The 19226-nt window shown below is 59.9% G+C and carries 23 protein-coding genes; 10 read left to right on the top strand and 13 right to left on the bottom strand.

Features of this window, described 5'->3' with window-relative positions; genetic code table 11:
- Positions 1–20: 20 nt before the first annotated feature.
- From U5G49_RS09375 to U5G49_RS09365, 3 genes are all read right to left on the bottom strand, one after another.
- The gene (locus U5G49_RS09375) at positions 21–869 is read right to left on the bottom strand and encodes a carbohydrate ABC transporter permease (RefSeq protein ID WP_003539503.1); all 849 of its coding nucleotides are present in this window, start codon (positions 867–869) and stop codon (positions 21–23) included.
- Complete coding sequence (locus U5G49_RS09370) at positions 862–1800, bottom strand: carbohydrate ABC transporter permease (protein ID WP_003559249.1); 939 nt, start codon at positions 1798–1800, stop codon at positions 862–864. The genes U5G49_RS09375 and U5G49_RS09370 overlap by 8 nt, the downstream gene beginning before the upstream one ends.
- Before the next feature lie 82 nt (positions 1801–1882).
- Positions 1883–3187, bottom strand: coding sequence for an ABC transporter substrate-binding protein (locus U5G49_RS09365; protein ID WP_018445421.1), 1305 nt, complete (start codon positions 3185–3187; stop codon positions 1883–1885).
- A gap of 201 nt (positions 3188–3388) precedes the next feature.
- On the opposite strand from U5G49_RS09365, the gene U5G49_RS09360 reads away from it, so the two are divergent.
- The 3 genes from U5G49_RS09360 to U5G49_RS09350 are packed head-to-tail and all read left to right on the top strand — an operon-like array spanning position 3389 to position 6394.
- Positions 3389–4588: an ROK family transcriptional regulator gene (locus tag U5G49_RS09360; protein WP_003559245.1), complete on the top strand. Its 1200-nt coding sequence runs from the start codon at positions 3389–3391 to the stop codon at positions 4586–4588.
- Positions 4589–4633: 45 nt separating this feature from the next.
- On the top strand, positions 4634–5734 hold the full coding sequence (locus U5G49_RS09355) for a Gfo/Idh/MocA family protein (RefSeq protein WP_193442158.1): 1101 nt from the start codon (positions 4634–4636) through the stop codon (positions 5732–5734).
- Positions 5735–5752: 18 nt separating this feature from the next.
- Entirely contained in the window at positions 5753–6394 is a 642-nt protein-coding gene (locus U5G49_RS09350; protein WP_003539493.1) for a ThuA domain-containing protein, read from the top strand.
- A gap of 243 nt (positions 6395–6637) precedes the next feature.
- Here the strand turns inward: U5G49_RS09350 and U5G49_RS09345 are convergent, their stop codons facing one another.
- Together U5G49_RS09345 and U5G49_RS09340 are read right to left on the bottom strand one after the other, a co-directional pair.
- A complete protein-coding gene (locus U5G49_RS09345) occupies positions 6638–7114 on the bottom strand; it encodes a DUF2938 domain-containing protein (RefSeq protein WP_115157571.1) in 477 nt (158 codons plus the stop codon).
- A gap of 464 nt (positions 7115–7578) precedes the next feature.
- A complete protein-coding gene (locus U5G49_RS09340) occupies positions 7579–8103 on the bottom strand; it encodes a MarR family winged helix-turn-helix transcriptional regulator (protein ID WP_028731964.1) in 525 nt (174 codons plus the stop codon).
- A gap of 44 nt (positions 8104–8147) precedes the next feature.
- On the opposite strand from U5G49_RS09340, the gene U5G49_RS09335 reads away from it, so the two are divergent.
- A complete protein-coding gene (locus tag U5G49_RS09335; RefSeq protein ID WP_193442156.1) occupies positions 8148–9644 on the top strand; it encodes an FAD-dependent oxidoreductase in 1497 nt (498 codons plus the stop codon).
- A 94-nt stretch (positions 9645–9738) separates the two neighbouring features.
- Here the strand turns inward: U5G49_RS09335 and U5G49_RS09330 are convergent, their stop codons facing one another.
- The 3 genes from U5G49_RS09330 to U5G49_RS09320 form a co-directional block, all read right to left on the bottom strand.
- Positions 9739–10005 (bottom strand): hypothetical protein, encoded by a 267-nt coding sequence (locus tag U5G49_RS09330; RefSeq protein ID WP_018445427.1) that lies wholly within the window; start codon positions 10003–10005, stop codon positions 9739–9741.
- A complete protein-coding gene (locus tag U5G49_RS09325; protein WP_162039352.1) occupies positions 10005–10175 on the bottom strand; it encodes a hypothetical protein in 171 nt (56 codons plus the stop codon). Before U5G49_RS09325 ends, U5G49_RS09330 begins: the two co-directional genes overlap by 1 nt.
- A gap of 123 nt (positions 10176–10298) precedes the next feature.
- Positions 10299–10556, bottom strand: a complete 258-nt coding sequence (locus tag U5G49_RS09320; RefSeq protein ID WP_011651896.1) for a DUF982 domain-containing protein — start codon at positions 10554–10556, stop codon at positions 10299–10301.
- Positions 10557–10992: 436 nt separating this feature from the next.
- Here U5G49_RS09320 and U5G49_RS09315 point away from each other — a divergent pair, with 436 nt between their 5' ends.
- Positions 10993–11820: a nickel-binding protein gene (locus tag U5G49_RS09315; protein ID WP_028731966.1), complete on the top strand. Its 828-nt coding sequence runs from the start codon at positions 10993–10995 to the stop codon at positions 11818–11820.
- 302 nt (positions 11821–12122) lie between these two features.
- Positions 12123–12785, top strand: a complete 663-nt coding sequence (locus U5G49_RS09310) for a glutathione S-transferase family protein (protein ID WP_193442461.1) — start codon at positions 12123–12125, stop codon at positions 12783–12785.
- Positions 12786–13072: 287 nt separating this feature from the next.
- Here U5G49_RS09310 and U5G49_RS09305 read toward each other — a convergent pair whose 3' ends face one another.
- Positions 13073–13363, bottom strand: a complete 291-nt coding sequence (locus U5G49_RS09305; protein WP_018241940.1) for a DUF982 domain-containing protein — start codon at positions 13361–13363, stop codon at positions 13073–13075.
- Between the two features lie 1040 nt (positions 13364–14403).
- Between U5G49_RS09305 and U5G49_RS09300 the strand changes: the two genes are divergently transcribed.
- Positions 14404–15141 (top strand): hypothetical protein, encoded by a 738-nt coding sequence (locus U5G49_RS09300; RefSeq protein WP_193442154.1) that lies wholly within the window; start codon positions 14404–14406, stop codon positions 15139–15141.
- A 19-nt stretch (positions 15142–15160) separates the two neighbouring features.
- On the opposite strand, the gene U5G49_RS09295 is transcribed toward U5G49_RS09300, so the two are convergent.
- Positions 15161–16654, bottom strand: coding sequence for an FAD-dependent monooxygenase (locus U5G49_RS09295; RefSeq protein WP_193442151.1), 1494 nt, complete (start codon positions 16652–16654; stop codon positions 15161–15163).
- A gap of 337 nt (positions 16655–16991) precedes the next feature.
- Positions 16992–17162 (bottom strand): hypothetical protein, encoded by a 171-nt coding sequence (locus tag U5G49_RS09290; RefSeq protein ID WP_012757375.1) that lies wholly within the window; start codon positions 17160–17162, stop codon positions 16992–16994.
- 144 nt (positions 17163–17306) lie between these two features.
- Between U5G49_RS09290 and U5G49_RS09285 the strand changes: the two genes are divergently transcribed.
- Positions 17307–17534, top strand: a complete 228-nt coding sequence (locus U5G49_RS09285) for a hypothetical protein (RefSeq protein ID WP_113542259.1) — start codon at positions 17307–17309, stop codon at positions 17532–17534.
- Between the two features lie 70 nt (positions 17535–17604).
- Here U5G49_RS09285 and U5G49_RS09280 read toward each other — a convergent pair whose 3' ends face one another.
- Positions 17605–17808 (bottom strand): CsbD family protein, encoded by a 204-nt coding sequence (locus tag U5G49_RS09280; RefSeq protein ID WP_018241935.1) that lies wholly within the window; start codon positions 17806–17808, stop codon positions 17605–17607.
- Positions 17809–18063: 255 nt separating this feature from the next.
- Between U5G49_RS09280 and U5G49_RS09275 the strand changes: the two genes are divergently transcribed.
- Positions 18064–18258, top strand: coding sequence for a hypothetical protein (locus U5G49_RS09275; protein WP_018241934.1), 195 nt, complete (start codon positions 18064–18066; stop codon positions 18256–18258).
- Between the two features lie 125 nt (positions 18259–18383).
- A complete protein-coding gene (locus U5G49_RS09270; RefSeq protein ID WP_018241933.1) occupies positions 18384–18584 on the top strand; it encodes a hypothetical protein in 201 nt (66 codons plus the stop codon).
- A 136-nt stretch (positions 18585–18720) separates the two neighbouring features.
- Here the strand turns inward: U5G49_RS09270 and U5G49_RS37110 are convergent, their stop codons facing one another.
- The gene (locus U5G49_RS37110; protein WP_193442149.1) at positions 18721–19077 is read right to left on the bottom strand and encodes a tyrosine-type recombinase/integrase; all 357 of its coding nucleotides are present in this window, start codon (positions 19075–19077) and stop codon (positions 18721–18723) included.
- Positions 19078–19226: the final 149 nt, after the last annotated feature.

Here is a 19226-nt window from a genome sequence, read left to right as displayed (position 1 = left end):
TGCACTCCAACGGTTCGGGCTCAGGACTTCACGGCGCCGGCGGTCAGACCGGCGATGATGTGTCTCTGGGCGACGAAAAAGACGATGATGGTGGGAAGGATGGTCAGCGTGATGAAGGCCAGCACCAGCTGCCACTCTGTGCCGTACTCGCCGCGATAGACCATGATGCCGAGCGGCCAGGGATATTTCGATTCCGAATTCAGCATGATCAGCGGCAGGATGTAGCTGTTCCAACTGCCGACGAAGGAAATGATGCTGACAGTGGCGACGATCGGGCGCGAAAGCGGCAGCGAGATGTGCCAGAAGAATCTGAGATAGCCGCAACCGTCGACGAAGGCCGCCTGAAACAATTCTTCCGGAAGGTTGCGGAAATAGTTTCGAAACAGCAGGATGCTCATGCCAAGGCCAAAAGCCACCTGCGGCAGCACCACACCCCAATAGGTATCGAGCAGGCCGAGATCGCGGATGCGGATGAAGAGCGGCAGGATCGCGGTCGCCGCCGGAAACATCAGGCCGAGCAGGAAATAATTGAGCAGGAACGACGATCCGAAAAACCGGACATGGGCAAAGGCGAAAGCCGCCATCGACGAGACGATCAGCGTCAGGAGGACGGTGAGCGACGCGATCACAAGGGAATTGCCGATCTGCAGCCAGTAGCGCTCACCGAAAAGAATATCGGTATAGTTCGCCCATTGCCACTCCGTCGGCAGGCCGAAGGGATTGGTGCGCAGGTCGCCCAGCGTCTTGAAGCCGCCGAGTGCGGTCGTCAGCAGCGGCACAAGCACGATTGCGGCAATCAGGCTCAGCGACACGTAGAGATAGACGCGTGTGGACGTGCTCATGCGGATGGAAGAGCTCATATCAGTCATGGCGCATGAATATCCTTTTGTAACCGAAGGCGAGCGTCACGCAGATGATGAAGAGCACGACGCCGACGGCGCTGCCGAGGCCGACCTGCATGCGCATGACGCCATAGGTGTAGAGGAAGGTGACCATCGTCTGTGTGGAGTTGGACGGGCCGCCGCCTGTCAGCGGCATGATCATGTCGAAGAGCTGCAGCGAGCCGACGACTGCAAAGAAGATGGAAAGACGCAAGGTCGAGCCGAGCAGCGGCAGCGTGACGTAACGGAACTTCTGCCAGCCGGTGGCGCCGTCGATTTCGGCTGCCTCCAGCACGCTCTTGTCGACGGATTGCAGGCCGGCGATGAACAGCATCATGTGGAAGCCGAAATATTTCCAGACGATGACCCCAAGGACGGCATAGATCGCCACGTCCTTGTCGGCGAGCACGTAAGGGTTGGCGAAGCCGAAGAAGTTGGAAACGGCGGCAAACAGGCCATAGTCGCCATCATAGACGAAGCGCCAGATGAGGCCCGCGGCAACGTCCGCCAGCACATAGGGCAGGAAGAAGATCAGGCGGTAGCCGACGACACCCGGAATGCGGTGCGCCAGCATGGTGGCCAGCCAGATGGCGAGCGGCACCTGGATGCAGATCGAGATGACGATGATCAGGCCGTTATTGACCAGCGCCTGCGTGAAGGCCGCATTTCGGAACAGAACCTGGAAATTGCGCAGCGCGATGAACTCGGTCGGCGTACCGTAGCCATTCCACTTGTAGAGGCTGTACCAGGCCGCCTCGCCCATCGGCATGATGACGAAGAGCGTGAAAAGCAGCAGCGCCGGCGGCAGGAAGATCAACAGCACCGCCAGCCGGTCGTGTGCGACCGAGCTCTTGCTGTTTGCGGCTCTTTTTGCCGGCCTTGCGGCAGTGGTTATCGACGGGACTGAAATATTGGCCATGGATCCTGCTTTCGGCATGTCGGCAGCAATGCCGGCGCTCCGTTCTTGGCTGGGAGCGCCGGGAATGGTCTGCAGGCGCTGGCTATTGTTCCAGCTCGAAAGCGTCCTGGATCATCTGGGCGCCGTCCTTGGAATTCATCTGACCGGAGACGATTTCCACCGACACGTCGTTGACGACACGGCCGACCGCAGCACCCAGATCCTGGTCGAAATAGTTCTGATGCCAGGTCGAGGCGGCCAGCTGTTTTGCCGATTCGGCAAGCAGAGGGTTGGTGACGCCGTCACCGGCGCCGACGGCTACAGGCAGAAGCATGCCTGATTTGGCCATCGCCCGCTCGTTCTCGGCACTCGTCAGGAAAGCGAGGAAATCGATCGCTTCCTTGGATGCCTTCTTGGTAACGGCCCAGCCGTTCAGACCGCCAAGCGTATCCGTCGGCTTGCCGGCGCCGCCATCGACTGCCGGGAAGGCGAAACGGCCGATATTGTCGGGTGCGAGACCCTTGCCGTCGCCGGCATTCTTGCGCTGGTTGGCCTCGGTATTTTCAAAGCCGAGGATGATCGCAGCCTTGCCGTCACCGAAGACGCCGAGCGCCTGCGGCCAGGTCGAGCCGAGATAGCCGGGCTGGAAAGGTTCGAGCTTTCCGAGTTCGGCGAGGTCGTCGCCGGCCTTGATGATTGCGGGATCGAGGAAACCTTCGCCCTGGCCGGTCTTTGCCGCTTCGAAGACCTTCTGTCCGCCTTCGCGCATGACGAGATAGCTCCAGTAAAAGTGGATCGGCCACTTCTCGCCGCCGCCGCCGGCGATCGGCACGATGCCGGCTGCCTTGATCTTCTTCACCGTGGCGAGAAAATCAGCCCAGTTCTTGATGTCCTCGGCCTTGACGCCGGCCTTGGCAAACAGCTCCTTGTTGTAGAAAAAGCTGACCAGACCGACCTTATAGGGAATAGCCCAGGTCTTGCCTTCGAATGTCAGGCCGCTGACCGAAGCCGGGCTATAGGCGCTGCGCAGTTTGCCGCCATCGGCGTCGAGGGCCGGCGTCACATCCTGGAGCGCACCGGTCTCGGACTGCTGCTTCAAGACGCCGCCGCCCCAGCTGAAAAAGAAATCCGGCACGTCGTCGGATTGCAGCAATGTCGGAAGCTTGGCCTTGAAGGCCTCGTTTTCGAGAAACTGCATCTGGATATCGACGTCAGGGTGCTGGGCTTCGTATTTCTTGACGATGTCTTCCCAGGCCGCGACATATTTCGGGTCGAGCTCGAGATGCAGCCACTTGACCACCGTCGTCGCCGAGGCTGCACCTGCCCCGGCCAGCAACATGCCGGCAGCCGCGGCCATGGATGCGATGCGCCTGCCGCCGAGACCGGCGTTCTTCAACATAAAATTCATGATTTTCCTCCCAGGGGGCTGTCCTCATAATTTTTCCCCTATGCGGATTAATTCAACGGAGCTTTGACCCAATGTCAACCCAATGCCTCTAATTTTATCAAATGCGCTTGACAGGGCCGCAGAATTGCCCGCTATTTATTTCGTAACCCGTTAAAAATATTTGGGTTCCGCCCCAATGAAACGCTCGCCTGGCTAATTCCGATGAAGACCGCAGATCCAGAATTAATGCGCGCGATCAATCGCTTGAACGTGCTCGATACCGTCCGGCGCCATGGTCCGATCTCGCGGATCGAGATCAGCGAGCGTACCGAACTTTCCACCACGACCGTTTCGGCCATCACCGCCTCGCTGCTCGACGACGGGTTGATCCTGCCGCGTCACGAAGGCGATATCCGCAATGAGGCTGTGCGCGGACGGCCGCGGGTGATGCTGGAGCTCAATCCCGATGCGGCCCGCGTGGTGGGCGCCAAGATCGCCGCCAACAGGATGGTTTTCGTCGTCACCAATTTCCGCGGCGACGTGCTGTCGAAGCTCGCCTTGCCGATCCGCATCGACCGGCAGCCGATCGGCGTCATCGCCGATCTGGTCGAGGACGGGGTCAGGCGCTGCGTCGTCGATGCCGGGCTGTCGCTGGAGGATGTCGACAGCGTCTGCCTCGGCTTTCCCGGCGTCATCGAGCACCGCACCGGCTATATAAGAAGCAGCCCGATCTTTCGCGACACCAATGTCGATTTCGCCGCCGAGATGTCGACGCGGCTGGCGACGCCGACCATTGTCGAAAGCGACGCCCACGCCATCACGCTTGGCCATCACTGGTTCGGAAAGGCCCGCGATCTCGAGGATATGGTGCTGATTTCGCTGGAGCAGACGCTGGGGCTCGGCGTCCTGCACGGCAACAGCCTGTTTCGCGGCGCCGGCGGCCTCAGCCACAATCTCGGCGACCTCGTGCTCGGCATGGGACCGAATGGCGTCGTCCGGCTTTTCAGCCAGGCCGGCGAAAGCGCGATCCTCGGCGAACAGCAGGCCGACGGGCGTTTTGCCGAAGCGATCCGGCTCGGCCGCGGCATGAACCATGCCCAGGCGCTGATCAAGGCCGATGACGACCGGCTGATCAGCGCCGCCATCCGCGCCGGCGAAGCGGTCGGATTGACCATTGCCAATATCGTCACGCTGTTTGCGCCGCCGCGGGTCATTCTTGTGGGGTCGAGCCTGGCGCTCGGCGAACCCTTTCTCAACAGCCTGCGCGATGCCTATGCGCTCGCCATTCCGCCGTCGCTGCGCGGCGTGAGCGAACTCGTCTTCGACGATTCGACCGATGATTTCTGGGCGCAGGGTGCGGCTGCGGTGGCGCTCTACGAACTCTACGAATCGCCCTGGAGCACGACGGGGCCGGCGCTCTGACGGGCGCCCCAATCACCATCAATAGCACGATCAATGGAGGAATTCATGGACAAGGTCGGTATCGGCATCATCGGATGCGGCAATATTTCGGGCGCCTATCTCACGGCGATGGCATCCTTTCCCATTCTCGACATCCGCGGCGTCGCCGATCTCAATCGTGAGCTGGCCGAAGCAAAGGCTGCGGAATTCAACGTTCCGGTCAAATCGGTCGAGGAGCTTTTCGCCGATCCCAAGGTCGAGATCATCGTCAATCTGACAATCCCGAAGGCCCATGTTGCCGTGGCGTTGCAAGCGCTTGAGGCCGGCAAGCATACCTATTCGGAAAAGCCGCTCGGGATTAATTTCGCGGAAGGGAAAAAATTGGCGGAAGCCGCCAAAGCGAGAAATCTTCGCATCGGCGCTGCCCCCGACACGTTCCTCGGCGGCGGCCACCAGACGGCCCGCAGCCTGATCGACCAGGGCGTCATCGGCCAGCCGGTCGGCGGCTCGGCAACCTTCATGTGCCCGGGCCATGAGCGCTGGCATCCGAACCCGGCCTTCTTTTACGAAGTCGGCGGCGGGCCGATGCTCGATATGGGTCCCTATTACATCACCGATCTCGTCAATCTTCTCGGACCGGTTTCCCAGGTGGCGGGTTTTGCGACGACGCCGCGATCGGAACGGCTGATCACCAGCGAACCGCGCAACGGCCAGCGTATTCCCGTGCAGGTGCCGACCCATGTCACCGGCATGATGGCCTTTGCCAATGGCGCCGTCGTCCAGATCGCCATGAGCTTCGATGTCGCCGGCCACAAGCATGTGCCGCTGGAAATCTACGGAACCGAGGGCACGCTTGTTGTGCCCGATCCGAACAAGTTCGCCGGCCCTGTGGAATATCTGAAGAAGGGCGGTGCGTTCGAGGACCAGCCGATCACAGCACCCTATGCCGACGGCAACTACCGCTCGCTCGGCGTCGCCGACATGGCGCATGCGATCCGCTCCAACCGGCCGCATCGCGCCAATGGCGATCTGGCGCTGCATGTGCTCGAAGTCATGGAAGCGTTCCACACCGCTGCCGCGACCGGCCGAACGGTCACGATCACCACGGCAACGGAGCGCCCTGCCCCCTTGTCCGATTCCATCGTCGACGGACGGCTGGCGAAATAAGTTTCAGGAGGAAAGACTATGCGTGAAGCACTGATCGTCTGGGGCGGCTGGAGCGGGCATGAGCCGCAGGAGTGCGCCGAAATCATCAAGACCATGCTCGAGGAAGACGGCTTCAAGGTCTATCTCGAGCACGGCACCGAGGCGCTTGCCGACCCTTCCGTCCATGATCTTAGCCTCGTTGTGCCGATCATGACGATGTCGAAGATCGAAAAGGAGGAAGTCAAGAACCTCGCCACGGCGATCGAAAGCGGCGTCGGCATTGCCGGCTATCACGGCGGCGCGGGCGATGCCTTCCGCGACTCCGTCGATTACCAGTTCATCATCGGTGGCCAGTGGGTGGCTCACCCCGGCAACATCATCGACTATACCGTCAACATTACCCGGCCTGACGATCCCCTCATGGAGGGCATTGCCGATTTCCCCTATACGTCAGAGCAATATTACATGCATGTCGACCCCTCGAACGAGGTTCTGGCGACGACGAAGTTCACCGGCGAGCACGCCTACTGGATCGACGGCGTCGTCATGCCTGTCGTCTGGAAGCGGAAATACGGCAAGGGCCGCGTCTTCTATTCCTCGCTCGGCCATCAGGCCAAGGAGTTCGACGTTCCCCAAATGAAGACCATCTTCCGCCGCGGCGCCAACTGGGCGGCGCGGTGAGGTTGTCCGATTTGGACCCGGGACGCGGCCCCTCACCCTAACTCAATCCAGTTCGTGCGGATGGCTGCCCCTCACCCTAACCCTCTCCCCGTAAACGGGGCGAGGGGACGTGCCCTGCGAGAGGCCAGTGGGGAACGGAGAGGTCGCAACATGTCCCCTTCTCCCCGCCTGCGGGGAGAAGGTGGCGGCAGCCGGATGAGGGGCAGGCGGCGATCTCATGAGCGAAGCCGACCGCCCCCAGGATCAGCCAATAATCAACGCCGTGCCATAAAGCCCCAGGGCAAAAACAGTGTGGGCGAGAAGGTTGAAGCACCGGACCTTGTTCGGGGTCGGGTGTTTGGAGGCGGCCCAGCCGATGCCGAGGCCTGGCTGCAGCAGGAACCACCCTGCCCCGACGGTGACGATGCCGAAGATCCAGGCGGGAAGAAATGTCGGGTCCGCCAGCCAGGCTGAGCCCATGATGATGGCAAAGATCACCCCATAAAGAAGGCCGACGGCGTAGTGGCTGATCCAGCCGAGCGCCAACTCATGGGCATAGGGCTCAGCGTCGGCGATGCTGTCGTGAAAGACCTTGCCGCGGCCGAGATGCCAGAACCAGCGTCCCACAGGTGCCCAGTTGGGCGCCGCCTGACCGAACTGGGTGAGCAGGATCGCCCAGAGGTCCATGAGGATGGTTGCGCCGGCGCCGATCACCAGGCCGCGCCACAGAATATCGAACATTGGGAATCACCGGAAAGCGTTGCGATTGCAGGACGCTACAAAATCATCGCAGACGCGCCGGCGCAATGGCTGCGGTGAATTCACCCGCCACATTCCCGAGTGATTCAGAGGTTAGAGCCTTTCCTGGTCAGATTGCAGCATTCTGCCGGAGCAGGTTTTCGTCAGGGCAGAGGCGATTGGCGAAGGGCATACCCCAAGGTACGTCCGAGCCGATCGCCTCTGATCCTGGCGCAAAGATGCCCGGCCCACCGGCCGCACTGCTTCGCCATGCGAAGCAATAGCTGCGTCCGGCGATTCTAAGTCTTGCAGATTTGCCAGGCAAATCTGCGGGAAGGTTGGCTGAAACGGGCCGGCTGCTCGACCGGCCGGCTTGGCCGTAGAGCCTAGCTACGACGCGCGCCGGCCGGTCGATCATCCGACTCCGTTTGAGCCAACAGAATGCTGCAATCTGACCAGGAAAGGCTCTAATCCGCGTGCGGTCCGCCCTCGCCCTCAGTTTCTCCCGCGCCATTGCCGATATCGCCGCTGATATCCTCCGCAAACTTCCGCATCAGCCGCACGAGTTCATTGAAGTCATGTTCCTCCCAGCTCTCGAAGATGGCGCGGCCCATCCGCTCGCGGGCGACGTCGATGCGATCGGTCATTGCCTTGCCCTTTGGGCTGATGACCGCCTCGCGCACGCGGCGATCGGCGGCATTTCCGCGGCGCTCCACCAGATCGAGGCTTTCGAGCTTGGCGACCTGACGGCTGACGGTGGTGTAGTCGCGGCCGGCGCGGTCGGCGAGTTCGACCACTCCGATGGGACCGAGCCGCTCTATCGTGACGAGCAGCGGAAACAGGGCGCGATCGAGCGAAATGCCCGCCTCGCGGACCATCTGCTCGTCGCGCTGCGGGCGGTTCATGACGCTGACGATCTCGATCAAAGCTCCATGCAGTTCGCGCAGTTTTTCGCTGATATGTGTATTTTGCACATTCTTTGTTGACGTCATGCCGATTCCCCTATTATGTGCATAATACACATATGGAGAGATCAATGACAGAAAATTCCACAGTCGACGTGCTGATATCAGGCGCCGGTGCGGCCGGCCTGACGCTGGCGATCGAGCTGGCGCGGCGGGGCGTGTCCTTCCGCCTGATCGAAAAATTGAACGACCCATTCCGCGGCTCCCGCGGCAAGGGTATTCAGCCGCGAAGCCAGGAGGTGTTCGAAGATCTCGGCATTCTCGACCGGATCGTCGCCCGAGGCGGCATCTATCCCCGGCAGCGGGAATATCGCGACGACGGCAGCCTCAGCGAATCCGACGCCGTGGTGGGTGGGGAGCCGACACCGGCCGAGCCCTATCATCTTCCCCTGATGGTGCCGGAGTTCCTGACCGAAGGGGTGATGCGCGAGCGCCTGCTCGAACTAGGGCACCGGCCGGAATTCGCTAGTGAACTCATCGGCTTCGAACAGGACGAGACGGGCGTGACTGCGCGGCTTAAGGGCATATCCGGTGAAGAAGCCATCCGCGTGCGCTGGCTCGTCGGCGCCGATGGCGGCCGCAGCTTCGTGCGCCATGCGCTGGATATCGGTTTTCCCGGCAAGACGCTCGGGGTGCGCGCCATCGTCGCCGATGTCATTCTGACGGGATTGGATCGCGACGTCTGGCATCGCTTCGGCGATGGCGACATGCAGCGACAGATCGCGATTTGCCCGCTGGCGGGGACGGACCTGTTCCAGATCCAGGGACCCATCCCGCTCGAAGGCGAGGTCGACCTCTCCGCGGCAGGCTTGACCGCCCTGGTCAAGGAGCGCACCGGCCGCGACGACATCGAGGTCCAATCGGTCTCCTGGGCGTCGGCCTTCCACATGAACGCCCGGCTTGCCGATCGCTACCGGCTCGGCCGCGTGTTCCTGGTCGGCGATGCCGCCCATACGCATCCGCCGACCGGCGGACAGGGTCTGAATACCAGCGTTCAGGACGCCTATAATCTCGGATGGAAACTGGCGGCGGCTGCGGCAGGCGCCCCAGACGCGCTGCTCGACAGCTATGAGGAGGAGCGCCGCCCGGTCGCCGCCGCCATGCTGGGTCTGGCGACCAATCTTCTCGACGCCCTGAAGCGAGGCGAGATGCGGCGCGGCCGCGAGGTCCATCAACTCGATATCGGCTACCCCTCCTCCTCTTTTGCGGTGGAAAAGCCGGAACGACGCGGCGGCCTGCTTGCCGGCGACCGTGCCCCCGATGCACCGCTCAGAGCTGTGGGCGGCCAGACGACGCGGCTGTTCGAACTGTTCAAGGGCGCGCACTGGACGCTGCTGGGCTATGAAGTCGAGCAAGCCGCCATGCCGCCGCGCCCAGGCCTGCACATCCACAGGATCGGCCGGCGCGGAGACGTCATCGACGAAGGCGGGCACTTCCATGATGCCTACGGTCTGGCATCGGGCGACTGGGTGCTCGTGCGTCCGGATGGCTATGTCGGCGCCATCATTGCCTCCGCTCACGCCGGGGCGCTGGAAGCCTATCTCGCAAATGTCGGCCTTACTGCATAAGCGGCAACTCAAAGCGCCACGGCGCTGTTGGCGAGTCTGAAAGACGGGCGCCGTAGCCAATCGCCACCACGAGTAGCGCGCTTTCGTTGTCCTTTCAGAGGGCGTCCCGCTCGTATCGCGGCGCCCAGCCGCGGGCCATCCCGCGGCTCATCACGCTTTCCGCCAGCGCCAGTTGCTGGCGGAGATGTTTGCAGTCATCGAGCAGCGAGCGTATCGCCGCCTTGGCATTGTCGTCATGCCAGGCAAGCACCGCTTCGACTTCCCAGGCCTGATCGGGCCAGGTTTGATCGGGCCAGGCTTGATCGGCCCCAGCTTGTTCTGGGCGTGCCTGACCGGGTTCCAAGATCCTTGCCGGCCGCATCAGTTCAGCGCCAACGGCAATTGAACCGGACGCGGCAATGGCGGCAGCGGCCGGCTGAGTTCGACCTTTCTCTGCCAGGCGGCACGTCGCTGTTGATCTCGCTCGCGGGCTGCGCGGGACGCCTCGACAAGCGCAAGGGCGTTGGCGATCACCTGTTCCGTATGCGTCATGATCATCTCCAATGTTCCTGTTTTGTTCTAAATTAGAACTTTGGCAGGAAAAGTCAAGCGCCGGAACGATCTGGCTGAGGTAGGTGTTGCAAGCCGGGACTGGCGTCGATGCGCGGCCGATAGTCAGTCCGCCGCTTCTATGACGGCGATGCCGGCCTCCTGCGCAGCCCTGATGAAGGCCGCCCGCACATGTTCCGGTGGGAGATCGCCGATAATCGCATCCAGGCACGACTTGACGGCCTCGAAATACTCTTCGCCGTCATCTACCGGCCAGTCGCGCAAGAGCGTGCGCGCGGCGTCCCACACAGAGTTAATAACGGCATAATGGCCGAGCCCCATTGAGGCCAAGCCAACCGGTCGAAAATGTGCCGTCTGTCTCACTTTGCTACAGCTTTTCCCAATTTCGGTGGCGCTCATGGGTACGATGCAATTTGCGTGCCGTCGGCGGGCCGCGTCACCAGCCGAAGCACGGCCTTACGAGACTTGATTTTCGGCGAGGCTCGCAGTGTAGACGTACCTCTTCGTCGCCTCCAGATCCCCTGCAGCCGGTGCTTTCGAGAACATGGCGCTTGAAGTGGAGTCCTGCGATCAGTCATTAAGCGACTGATTATGGTAAATATCGGGCTTCCCATCCCACGCCTGCTGATTAAAACTCAGTCTTTCCTTTTATACTCTATAAGGATTACAGCAACTCATATGCATTGCTGGACGCAAGAACTTTCAATCATTCATGGATTGTGCCAGAGGTGGACGGAGTTTCATCCGGATCGTACAATGCGATCTATCCTGCACGCGGCGGATCTCGGAGGAGCGCGCGATGCCTATCTTCATGGACCGGCACTTTCTTGAAGGAACGTCAGCGGCTGACGTTGCTCAGGCACATCGCATGGATCTCGACATTCAGGACAAGTACGGCGTCAAGTTCCTGACCTATTGGTTCGATCAGCGGCGCGGGACCGTCTTCTGCCTCGTGGATGCGCCGGATGCGGAAACTGCGCAATGTGTGCATCGTGAAGCACACGGCTTCGTCGCCGGCGAGATCGTCGAGGTCGCCCTGTCAGCAGTCGAGGCTTTTCTAGGCCGAATCCATGACCCTGAGTCGGCGCCCGGCCAATCCTCCGCCCAGGTGGATCCCGGCCACCGGGCAATCCTCTTTACCGATATCGTCGGATCGACAGCGATGACATCGCGCCTCGGCGACCGGATTGCGACCGAAATGGTCCGCGCCCATGACTCTATCGTGCGCCGATGCCTCAGCCAGAATTCAGGCCGGGAGGTGAAACACACCGGCGACGGCATCATGGCGGCCTTCGCCGCGACAACGGCAGCCGTCGAATGCGCCATGGCGATCCAGCGGGAATTCGAGCGTTACAACGGCGGAAACACCGAGCCGATCCATATCCGCATCGGACTGGACTGCGGCGAGCCGGTCGAGGACAGCAACGACCTGTTCGGCACGACCGTACAACTTGCCGCACGTCTCTGTGCGGCAGCCTCCAGCGACCAGATCCTCGTCTCGGAGAATATTTTTCGGGAATACGGCGCCGCCGATCTCTTCGCTCACGCAACGCGCCGACGGTTCAAGGGGTTTTCGAAGCCCATGCTGGTGTTCCGATGCGAGTGGGCGGATGCCGGCGTAAATTAAGATCGGCTGAGATCCGCCACCCGCATGGCGAGTTGGCTCCAGGCAGGGCTTGCTGCGGCGTTTTTGTGGCCAAGAAATAGGCGATCATCAAAGCATGGCGCGCAAACTGTGCCGCGGTTTTGCGCCAACGACCTGCGGTCTTGCGGAATTGGCCACCGCGCTCACGACCTTTGATCGGAAGCGGCATTGGCGATTTGCACCCGGCAATCAAAATAGTTCAAGGCCGATGTCGGCTTCCGGCAGGCTCATGCGTCGTCACGATAGGAAGCCAAAGAAATTCGCCCAAGCAAGGAAACGATGCGATGACAATCACGATCACAGCATTTGAACGATCGCCCGATGGCGGCAAGGGACTGGCGCGCGATACGCGCGTTCGCTGGGCGCTCGAAGAAGTGGGGCAGCCTTATGAGGTTCGCCTTCTTTCCTTCGGGGAGATGAAGACGCCTGACCATCTGGCCATCCATCCCTTCGGCCAGATCCCCACCTATGAGGAAGGTTCTCTCTCGCTGTTCGAGACCGGCTCGATCGTCTTTCATCTTGCTGAGCAGCATGCGGGCCTGCTGCCCAGGGATCGCGATGCCCGAGCGCGGGCGATCACCTGGATGTTTGCCGCACTTAACACCGTCGAGCCGCCGATCCTCGAATTGACGACGGCAAGAATATTCGAAGCAGACAAGCCTTGGAGCGAGGAGCGCTTGCCGTTGGTCAAGGACCGTGTCCGCGCTCGGCTGGACAGGCTCTCGGCTTACTTGGGCGGCGCCGAGTGGCTCGACGATGCGTTCAGCGCGGGTGATCTGTTGATGGTTTCAGTGCTGCTGCGACTAAGAATGTCAGGCATTTTGGACGAATATCAAAACCTGGCTGCCTATGTCGGGCGCGGGGAATCTCGGCCCGCTTATGCCAGGGCTTTCGCCGCGCAATTTGCGATCAACGCCCCATCGTCCAGCTCAATCATAGGCTCATAAGCCGAGCCGAAAGCGGGTTCAAAAACAGGATGCCGCCGAGCAGTTGACCAATGCTCGGCGGCATCCCGCTCACCCCCGCTTTGGGCGTCAACTTCGCCGTGATCAAACGGCCGCGAGACCACCCCCACGCAATGCTCCAACTCACCTCAATCCACTATGGCTGCGCGCTTATGCGTCGACGACCTAAAGCACGTCGCGATCTTTCAGATTCGCTCCTCGCGCTTTAGCTCTTTGTTTTTACGCATGTCGTTATCGCAAAACCGCTGCACACTCTTGCGCGACATGCTCTAAGCATTGCCCATATGTTCGTTCATCAGCCGCTCGAATTTGGGGCCGCCCTCGACCTTCGCCAACACGCCCGACATTTTCAGGAAACGCCGGAAATTCTCGCGTGCAGCGCTCAGCGGGAAACGCCCGTTGGCCGTATCTCTGCACGCCTTCAACAGCGTATCATATGCCAAACCCCGTTTGTCCTCCGGCCACCCGTCCAGAACATCGAAGATTTCATCGAGGCACGTGACCTCATCGATGAAATGTTGGCGATGAAGCAGAATCGGATCAAACCGAGTTGACGACATAGTATCCTCCCATTTATATTACTTTTTTATGCTGTAATTTTACTGAAAAACCGTGACTTATTCAAGTCAAAATCGTGTCAATTTGGCTATTAACGCCGTGCAACTACTTCCATAACGACAGAATAACCCTATCAGATTAGACTTAAGCGTATTTGATCATCGGCCGAGGGTCGACGCATCACGAATATAGATTGATTGATCAATCGCGCGAATGTTGCGGGTCAAGCGAGCGTGATCAAATGCACCGGAAGTTTCGTATAGTCTCGTGTTGGCATGGTATATTGCGACCATGACAACCTTGCGAGGAGACGTTCAGATGAGCCGATTTTTTACATTGGTAGCGGGCGTGCTGATCGGTGTGTCCGCGATCACGTCTTCCTGCACATCGCCGGCAAGGCAGGATCACCAGGATTTTCAATATCAGCGGGATAGCTCAACAAACCCGGCATGCGCGGATGGGTTCAGACCCAGCAATGCCCGCTCGTGCAGTTATTGAAGGCATAGAGCCGGAATTGGTTTTGCGCCGGAGGTGGCAGGCGACAGCAATGGGACCGGTCGGGAACTCCTAACCCTGCTTCACCGTTATGTGATCGGGCCACAGTTGGCCCGATGCTAAACAGGAGAACGGTTCCCCATGAACAATTTGATCTGGCTTGTCGGCGCTGTCGTTATCGTGCTCGCGATTTTGAGTTTCTTCGGCTTCCGCTGATTGCAGACGCATGCTGATGGAAATGTCGTGACCCAACCACGTCTTCCCTTCCCGGCGATCGGATGGACGATGAATCCTCCGCGCCGGTGGATCTATAAGGATTAAGAGCGCTTTGTCCTTCTTGGCCGCTTGGCCGGGTTGCGGCCGATATCTGTACGTCGAGCGACGTCCCGCCGACTGAAAGCGTCAGGGTCTAATAGAGACTGCCGCCGTTTCTTCGAAAATCCGCCGATTGACGTGTGATCAGCGCGAAAAGTGGATGATCACCCCCTCGGTCTTCCTTTACAATCAGTCGTTTCGGCCTCTCAAGGCAGATCGTAAGGGAAGATCGATGGCTTGCCTTGTTAGCGCAGATGAAGCGACGCAATCGGAGAAGCCGGCTGTAAAAGCGGATCGGCCGGATGGCCTGACGCGGGATGTTGCGGCCATCAAGGTCGGCGACTGCCTGCTGGGTTACAAGGCCGTCCAGCGCCGCATGCGGGCCAGCCGTTGGAACCACTTCCGCGGCCGGATGCGCGAGATCGAGAAATTGATCCGGCATCGCCATGGAAACATCGTGCCCGAAGCCGATGACGCATTGATCTATGTCGAGGTGATCGCCAGCCTCGCCCTTGTCGAATTCAAGGAAGAGTTCGTCGATGTGGTTCTCGGCTGGGCGACGCGATGGCTGCCATGGGCTGGGAAAGCCGACATAGAGGAAGTCATCTACGAGCGGACAAAGCTGCGCTTTTCTCCCTTGTCCGCCGATGCGATCGGCCACGCTCTGCACTTAAGCTACGCGGAACGGAGCGCCCTCGATATTCGCACCATCGGTGCCTTCGACGTGCCGAAGCGGAAAAGAGCAAAACTGCAGAAGGAAAAGCGGCGGCAGCGCGACCGAGCGCGAAAAGAGGAGCAACGCCGTGCCGCCGGCGCGCTTTCCAGAGCCGACTATCTCGCCAATTCTTTCAGCCAAGTGCGCCCCTGGGAGGCTTTCGGCATCAGCCGCCGGACGTGGGAACGCCGCGGCAAACCGATGCCGGATCCGGAGATGATATCGGACTGCGGTTCGATCTCGCTCGCCGCTTAGGTTAGAGTTTTTTCGGCTTTTAGCCGGATGGTCCGAACCAGGTGTTCACAGCCTCCTGTAGTCCATCCTGCGTCCCGTCGCCCACCCACGCCACATATCCATCGGGCCGGATCAACAATGCGGCTGGCGCGGAGACCGCACCCAGCGCAGGCAGCTCCCATGCACCGTCATATCCGGCGTCGACCAACCTCATGCGGTCCGACCACCCCGGGAGGCCGATGCTGCCGGGCGTGCCGAGGTTCAAGAGCACCGGCCGCGCATCTTGCAGCAGCGTAAAGACGCGCACAGGACCATCTGATGTGAGCAGGTCGAGGTCAGGCATGCGGCGGCCGAGCAGCGGATGCCCGTCGCCGAGATCGTAATGGATACCAAGTCCGGACATCTCGGCCGCGATGCGTTTGCGCGGCTCCTCCATGCCAAGCAGCTCCGTTACGATGTCACGCAAGGCTTCGTTGCGATCGTCGGTGCGCTGCAATGCGACCTGCGCCATCGTCGTGCGCAATACGCGGGCCGCAACCGGATGCCGCTCGGCGTGATAAGTGTCGAGCAAGGTTTCAGGCGACGTGCCTTTCACCACCTGGGCCAATTTCCAACCGAGATTGACGGCATCCTGCACGCCCGTGTTGAGGCCCTGCCCGCCGACCGGTGAATGCACATGGGCGGCATCGCCAGCGAGGAGTACCCGGCCCTTGCGGTAGGCCGTTGCCTGCCTGGACATGTCGGTGAACCTGGAAATCCAGTTGACGCGATGGAGTCCGTAATCCGTTCCGAATGCGGCGATGAGCGCTTCTTTGAGATCGCCGAGCGTCGGCTCGGTTGTCGCGCCGGCATTCTTCTCCGGCACCATCACGCCGATCGGACCTTCCTTGGCAAAGACGATCTTGCCGTCGTGGATTTGGTACTCCTCTCTGCCGAAGGCATAGATACCAAGGGCGGTGCGATGGATGCCCAATGGCGGCTCCTCTTCCATCTCCACCTCGGCGAGAACGTTGCTGGTCGTCGGATCCCATCCTTCAAACGCAATGCCGGCAGCCTTGCGAACCAGACTGCGGCCTCCATCGCAACCGACGAGATAGCCTGCCCTGAGCTGGGAACCATCCGAGAGTTCAATGGTGACGCCGGTATCGTCCTGCGCGAAACCCGTTACCTCAAGGCTGCGATAGATCGGCACCGCCAGTTCCCCGACCCAGCCGGCCAGAATGCGCTCGATATGCTTCTGCCGCAGCGCCAGCCCATAATTGTGCCTGGTCGGAAAATCGCTGATATCCAGACGCGTGACCGCGAAACCCGTGACCTGGGCTATCTGCCCTTCCGCGAGGAACCGGTCGACGATGCCCCGCTGATCGAGAACCTCGAGCGTGCGTGCACTCAGACCGCCGGCACGCGTACCGGCAAGCTTCTGGTCAGGGCGGCGTTCGACGATGGCGACGTCGACGCCTGCCAGGGCCAGTTCGCCTGCCAGCATCAGTCCCGTCGGCCCTGCCCCGGCAACCACGACTGCATGTTCCCTCATCCGCAAACTCCCATGTTCCGGCTGTTCCAATGCGATCTCTCAGGGTCCAGACAGACCTGGCTCTTTGCATCTCTCCGATCCAATCAGCCCTGCGCAGATGCCGATTTTCTCTGTCGCAGGTTGTTCTCCCTCTAAATATAAGCTCCATACTGGTTGGAAGGACTTGCGACAGGATTTCAGGCTTGCTCTCCAAAGCCCTGTTCGCTGCCACTTGCGGATCTCTTGCTGTGGAGCTCAGGCTTTTCAATACGACCTGACCGGGTGGGCGCTGGATGTGGCAGGCGCCGTCCGGGGTCGATTCTCTCGAAGGGATCAATCAATTGCTTGGCGACCTATCTCACTGCGGAGCTGGAGCTTTTTGCGGAATCGTCTCAGCCGCTGGTCGCTCAGACGGATCGGCGGGATGGCCATAGATTGTGTAGGCGGCCCCCGCTAGCACCCCCAAGACGAGAAGAGCGAGGACGTACAGCATCATTCCGCGGATAGCCGTCTTCGGTGTCTTGTCCATCAGGATCTCCAAGATTGCTCAGCGGTCAATTCAATGCGAGCGCTTTTGGTTCCGACTCGGAGGTTGTTCAAGGGAGCAGCCATTCACGGAACGATCCGGTCCCGATCTGGTTTACCCCACACCCCGCTTGCTATGGAGGTCACCATGTGGGCAATCCTGACCGGAGCCGCTCTCATCATCGGCGGACTTCTTTTTCTCTTTACCTCGGCGCTTGGTCGAAGACCGAGTGATCCGCATCAAATGCCGCAAGGCGGCACCACGCTGGAGCCACGGCGCCAAGGCCTCAGGTTCCTCGGGATATCCCAAAACTGGCCGGCGCTGGCCCTTATCGCGATCGGCGCACTTCTATTGGCTTTTGGTGGATACTCCTGACATCCGACAGGTCTTGGCGCCTTAGCCCCTTCGGCAAAAACCCGGCTTTCACCGGGTTTTTGTTCAGGCACTACCAAGTCTGGCGACCGGTCCAGTCATCGATGTCGCGTCTGATACGGTCCTTTTCGATGCCATAACGCTCCTGGATCTTGCCTTCCAGCTGGTCGCGCTTGCCGGCGATCTGGTCAAGATCATCGTCAGTGAGTTTGCCCCACTGCTCCTTGATCTTGCCCTTCGCCTGCTTCCAGTTTCCTTCGATCCGATTCCAATCCATGGTCGATTTCTCCTCTGTGTTGATGAGAAGAAAACGGACCGCAGTGGAAGTTGGTTCCTGTGCCTCAGCGGATTTCCGCGAAGCTCAATTCCTGCGGCAAAGACGCGAAGCGCTGCCCATGTCAAATATCCACACCCGAATGAAGAAAAGCATAAATAATTCGTGAAGAACGAATAGATGTATAAAATATTTATTTATGTATGAAGCAAATATTCCCCTGCTCTTGTGTTATACTGTCCCACGGGGAGAAGAACAATGGCACTCGATGTATTCGTTAACCTCTACAATTTAGGGGGCCTGGACGCACTTAACGTTTCTCTGCGAAGCCTGTCCGATGACGAAAGGCTTGGCACTTTACTCTCGCTTGAAAAGATAGGGTACGAAGTGATCTGGAATGCCCAGAGAAAGCCCGCTTCTGCCTATGTGTGGAGCGGGCCGAACGAGAATTAGTTGCCAGGCGGGACAAAGACCTATCCCGACCATGGGGGTGAGACCTCACGACCTTGTGTCTCCCTTCATGCGCTTAAAAAGCAGATGTTCCATCCTCCTATCGATCCGAGGAAGCGAGGGCGATCATGATCCGATCCCAGATAGCCGACGCACAAACCGTGTTGGGCGACGAAGAAGTCGCCCTCTGCCAGAGAGTTTTTGACCACGTCATCTCGGTGCGACAAATCACGACAGACACCGAGCGCGAAGATCTGGCTCAGCGGGTTATCCATTCGTACCAGCATGGGGTGAAGGATGAGGGTGCGTTACTGCGACTGCTGATCTGAGATCGCGGCAGCTACATTTAAAACTAGAAATGGTGAGAGCGTCGGGGTTCGAACCCGAGACCTACTGATTAAAAGTCAGACCATAAACCGTTAGTTTGCAGTGCCTGTAGCGCACCATGTGCCGTCCATGTGCCAATCAGGCCAAGGCCTCCGCGATCTTGTCAAATGCCTCTTGGTGCTCGTCCGATGGGAAGAGGTGACCGTACCGATTCATAGTGATGGCATAAGACGCGTGACCGGCAAGTGTCTGAACCGCCTTCGGCTGCAATCCTGCTACTATCCAAGTGCTCACCGCGAAATGCCGTAGGGCGTGCCACCCAATGGGTTCTATCGATACCGCGGTGACAAGCGGATTCCAGAAGCGCTTCGTCATGTTAGTGTGGCGAGTAAAATTCCCGCGACCATCGGGAAATACGAAGTCCTCGGCGCCGGCGTGGTGAGACTTTGATTTCCCTGCGATGAGCGCCGACAGTAACGTTTTTCCGATCCGCACTGATCGCTTTCCGGCCGCACTTTTTGTGGTTTCAATGCGACGCGTCGACCCGTGAGTCCACAGTCACCCTACTCAGTTGCAGATCAACATTCTTCCATCGAAGTGCCCACTGTTCTGAGGCCCGACTCAGGCGGCGCGCTGAACGCAAC

Source organism: Rhizobium indigoferae, assembly GCF_034554815.1.
Classification (GTDB): domain Bacteria; phylum Pseudomonadota; class Alphaproteobacteria; order Rhizobiales; family Rhizobiaceae; genus Rhizobium; species Rhizobium leguminosarum.
This window is presented reverse-complemented; position numbering and strand designations above follow the sequence as displayed.

Excerpts from the sequence above, each read along its gene's own strand:
- U5G49_RS09375 (WP_003539503.1), bottom strand. The coding sequence starts at position 869 with ATGACTGATATGAGCTCTTCCATCCGCATGAGCACGTCCACACGCGTC.
- U5G49_RS09370 (WP_003559249.1), bottom strand. The coding sequence starts at position 1,800 with ATGGCCAATATTTCAGTCCCGTCGATAACCACTGCCGCAAGGCCGGCA.
- U5G49_RS09365 (WP_018445421.1), bottom strand. The coding sequence starts at position 3,187 with ATGAATTTTATGTTGAAGAACGCCGGTCTCGGCGGCAGGCGCATCGCA.
- U5G49_RS09360 (WP_003559245.1), top strand. The coding sequence starts at position 3,389 with ATGAAGACCGCAGATCCAGAATTAATGCGCGCGATCAATCGCTTGAAC.
- U5G49_RS09355 (WP_193442158.1), top strand. The coding sequence starts at position 4,634 with ATGGACAAGGTCGGTATCGGCATCATCGGATGCGGCAATATTTCGGGC.
- U5G49_RS09350 (WP_003539493.1), top strand. The coding sequence starts at position 5,753 with ATGCGTGAAGCACTGATCGTCTGGGGCGGCTGGAGCGGGCATGAGCCG.
- U5G49_RS09345 (WP_115157571.1), bottom strand. The coding sequence starts at position 7,114 with ATGTTCGATATTCTGTGGCGCGGCCTGGTGATCGGCGCCGGCGCAACC.
- U5G49_RS09340 (WP_028731964.1), bottom strand. The coding sequence starts at position 8,103 with ATGACGTCAACAAAGAATGTGCAAAATACACATATCAGCGAAAAACTG.
- U5G49_RS09335 (WP_193442156.1), top strand. The coding sequence starts at position 8,148 with ATGACAGAAAATTCCACAGTCGACGTGCTGATATCAGGCGCCGGTGCG.
- U5G49_RS09330 (WP_018445427.1), bottom strand. The coding sequence starts at position 10,005 with ATGCGGCCGGCAAGGATCTTGGAACCCGGTCAGGCACGCCCAGAACAA.
- U5G49_RS09325 (WP_162039352.1), bottom strand. The coding sequence starts at position 10,175 with ATGACGCATACGGAACAGGTGATCGCCAACGCCCTTGCGCTTGTCGAG.
- U5G49_RS09315 (WP_028731966.1), top strand. The coding sequence starts at position 10,993 with ATGCCTATCTTCATGGACCGGCACTTTCTTGAAGGAACGTCAGCGGCT.
- U5G49_RS09310 (WP_193442461.1), top strand. The coding sequence starts at position 12,123 with ATGACAATCACGATCACAGCATTTGAACGATCGCCCGATGGCGGCAAG.
- U5G49_RS09305 (WP_018241940.1), bottom strand. The coding sequence starts at position 13,363 with ATGTCGTCAACTCGGTTTGATCCGATTCTGCTTCATCGCCAACATTTC.
- U5G49_RS09300 (WP_193442154.1), top strand. The coding sequence starts at position 14,404 with ATGGCTTGCCTTGTTAGCGCAGATGAAGCGACGCAATCGGAGAAGCCG.
- U5G49_RS09295 (WP_193442151.1), bottom strand. The coding sequence starts at position 16,654 with ATGAGGGAACATGCAGTCGTGGTTGCCGGGGCAGGGCCGACGGGACTG.
- U5G49_RS09290 (WP_012757375.1), bottom strand. The coding sequence starts at position 17,162 with ATGGACAAGACACCGAAGACGGCTATCCGCGGAATGATGCTGTACGTC.
- U5G49_RS09285 (WP_113542259.1), top strand. The coding sequence starts at position 17,307 with ATGTGGGCAATCCTGACCGGAGCCGCTCTCATCATCGGCGGACTTCTT.
- U5G49_RS09280 (WP_018241935.1), bottom strand. The coding sequence starts at position 17,808 with ATGGATTGGAATCGGATCGAAGGAAACTGGAAGCAGGCGAAGGGCAAG.
- U5G49_RS09275 (WP_018241934.1), top strand. The coding sequence starts at position 18,064 with ATGGCACTCGATGTATTCGTTAACCTCTACAATTTAGGGGGCCTGGAC.
- U5G49_RS09270 (WP_018241933.1), top strand. The coding sequence starts at position 18,384 with ATGATCCGATCCCAGATAGCCGACGCACAAACCGTGTTGGGCGACGAA.